We start from the raw sequence: 2,510 nt of genomic DNA on the forward strand, positions 1-2,510 counted from the left end.
TCGTAGGCGTGGCTTTGACGGCCGCCTTGCGGGTCCTGGACGCTGATCTGGCGGCCCAGTTTGTCGTAGTCGATCCGGCTGCGGTGGCCGTTGGCGTCGACGCGCTCGGTCTGCCGGCCGAAGGCGTCGTAGCTCGAGCTTGATCCCAGCGCCAGTCCTTCGGCGTCGCGGGTCTGGCTTTGCAGCAGGCCGCGCCGGTCGTAGGCGCTGGTCTGCACGCTGCTGCGCGCGGCGTCCAGCCGCTGCCGATAAGCCACGGCTTCGCCGAAGGCGTTGTAGCGCCATTGTTCGCGTTCGGCTTCCAGCCGGTCGCCGGCGGCGAGGCGTTGGCCCAGGCGGTTGTATTGGCTGGTTTCGAGGCGGTCGGCCTCGCTGCTCTGCCCGCCGGGCAGGCCGCTTTGGTTGCCGCCGTTCAGCGCGGCCAGCGCGCCGGCGCCAAGCCGGGTGGCGTAACGCTGGGTGGCGACGACGTCGCCGAAGGCGTTGTAGCGCACTTCGCTGATTTCGCCCAGGCTGTTGAGGGTGTGGCTGAGGCGGCCGGCGGCGTCGTAGTAGTACAGGGTGCGCGCGCCGGCGCCGCCCTGGCCGTCGGGGCCCAGGCTGGCGGTGCGTTGGCCGCCGGCGTTGTAGTAGTGGCGGGTGCCCCAGCGCGCCCAGACGGCGTCGATTTGCGGGGCGCCGGCGTCGGCGCCGAGCGCGGCCAGCGCTTGGGCGCCTTCGCCGGCCAGTTCTTGCGTCACCCGGCCCTGGCTGTCGTAGCGCTTGAGCTGGCTGCGCGCGTCGTCGCCGGCCTGGCGGGTGACGGCGATCACTTGGCCTTGGCCGTCGTATTGGTAGCGGACGATCAGGCCGCTCGGCCGGTGTTCTTCGCGCAGCAGCCGGTCGGCGGCGTCGTATTGGCGCTGCACTTGGCGGTCGTTGCGGTCGGCCGCCGGGCGCAGCGCGGCCAGCGTGTCGCCGCCGCCGACGCGGGTGGCGTAGCGTATCGTTTGCGCAATGCGGCCTTGGGCGTCGTAAACGGTTTCGTCGAGGTAGCCTTCGGCGTCGATCTGGCCCACCAGCCGGCCGGCGCCGTCGTACAGCTTGCGCGTGCGTTGGTCGGCGCCGTCGCTGGCCGGGCGCAGGGCCTCCAGCGTGTCGCCGGCGCGGGCGCGCTGCGCGTAGCGCACGGTTTCGATCGCGCGGCCGGCGCCGTCGTAGCGGGTTTCGCTCAGATAGCCTTCGCCGTCCAGGCTGGCCAGCAGCAGGCCGTCGCGGTCGTAGTAGCGGCGGCTGACGCGGTCGCCGGCCGGGTCGGCCGTCGGCTGCAGTTGGGCGTCGGACGGGTCCAGTTCGCCGGGCTGGCTCGCCAGCGCCGCCAGTTGTTCGGCGCTCAGCCGCGTGGCGTAGCGGGTGCTGCGGGTCAGCCGGCCGGCGGCGTCGTATTGGTGGCGCTCGACGCCGCCTTCGGCGTCCACGGTCTGGACCAGGCGGCCCAGGCTGTCGTATAGCCGGCGTTCGATGCGGTCTTCCGCCGGATTCGCCGCCGGACGCAGCGCGGCCAGCGACAGCGCCGTCGGGTCGCCGCTCAGCCGGGCGATGTCGATCCGGGTCGCGTAGCGCAGGCTGGCGATGATCTGGTCGTTGCCGTTGTAGCGCCATTCGGTGACGTCGCCGGCAGGGTCGATCTGGCCGACCTTGCGGCCGCGTTCGTCGTAGAGCAGGACGCTGGCGGCGCCGTTGGCGTCGATCAGCCTGACCGGCTGGTGGCGCGCATTGTATTCGCTGCGCGCGGTGCCCAGCGGGCCGCCGGCGTCTTGCTGCACCACGGCCAGCAACTGGCCGGCCGCGTCGTAGCTGCTCACCGTGCTCAGGCCGTTGCTCAGGCTGACCCGGGTCTGCCGCTGCGCGTCCTGGTAGACGGTGGTGGTGGCCACGCCCGCGCCGTCCCGGCTGCGCACCACGCGGTTCAGGCCGTCGTAGAGGTAGTCGGCCAGCACCGCGCCGCTGACGCCGTCCAGCTTCTGCAGCAGATTGCCCGCCGGGTCGTAGACGTAGCGCACGCTGCTGTGCCGACCGTCGGCCACGCCCTTGCCCTCGCCGTCCAGGGTGGCGTAGCGGGTGGTGCTGGCCACCAGGCCGCGCAGGTCGTAGCCGGTGTCGCTGCGTTCGACGCGGGACAGGTCCTGCTTTGCCGCCCAGGCTTGCAGTTCGGCTTCGCCGGTGGCGTCGTCGGCGCCGGCGAACACGCCGCCCTGGTACAGCAGCCGGCTGACTTCGCGGCCCTGGGCGTCGTAGCGGCGCTCTTCCACCCGGCCTTCGGCGCTGAGGCTGAAGCGCAGCCGCAGGCCGCTGGCGTCATAGACGTTGCGCCGGGTGCCGGCGCCGTCGACGGTTTCGCTCAGCAGCTGGTTCTGGGCGTTGTAACGGCGTCGGGTCTGCTGGTTCTGCGCGTCGCGCACGCCGACGCGGTTGCCGGCGGCGTCGTAGTCGAAACGGGCGGTTTGGCCGCGGCCGTCGGTGATCGCGCT

Annotated in this window: 1 protein-coding gene; it reads right to left on the reverse strand. The window is 72.5% G+C overall.

Translation table 11 applies throughout. From position 1 onward, the window contains the following. The coding region (locus NK214_RS25125) for an RHS repeat protein (RefSeq protein ID WP_305883582.1) at positions 1–2,510 on the reverse strand (2,510 nt) is incomplete at both ends.

Source organism: Chromobacterium sp. S0633, from assembly GCF_024158805.1.
GTDB lineage: Bacteria > Pseudomonadota > Gammaproteobacteria > Burkholderiales > Chromobacteriaceae > Chromobacterium.